The sequence below is a fragment of the Vibrio sp. SG41-7 genome, from assembly GCF_014164465.1.
Classification (GTDB): Bacteria; Pseudomonadota; Gammaproteobacteria; order Enterobacterales; family Vibrionaceae; genus Vibrio; species Vibrio splendidus.
Genome location: NZ_JACJFF010000449.1, coordinates 1 through 248, shown reverse-complemented (window position 1 = coordinate 248; position 248 = coordinate 1). Strand labels below are relative to the sequence as shown.

Sequence of the window (248 nt, the reverse complement as noted above, 5' to 3'; positions counted from 1 at the left end):
CGCACTTTGGCAATGTGTTCTCGTGCTTTGGTGTTTAACTGGATGTTTGCCAGCTTGCCCGTTTTGCTTTCACGAATAATGAGTCGGTCATCATTAATGTCTTCAAAGCGGATAGCGAGTAAATCTCGCACTTTGGCAATGTGTTCTCGTGCTTTGGTGTTTAACTGGATGTTTGCCAGCTTGCCCGTTTTGCTTTCACGAATAATGAGTCGGTCATCATTAATGTCTTCAAAGCGGATAGCGAGTAA

Annotated in this window: 1 pseudogene; it reads right to left on the bottom strand. The window is 44.0% G+C overall.

The window, feature by feature from the left end:
- Window positions 1-248, bottom strand: a pseudogene (locus H5300_RS28260) (hypothetical protein); the annotation flags it as partial.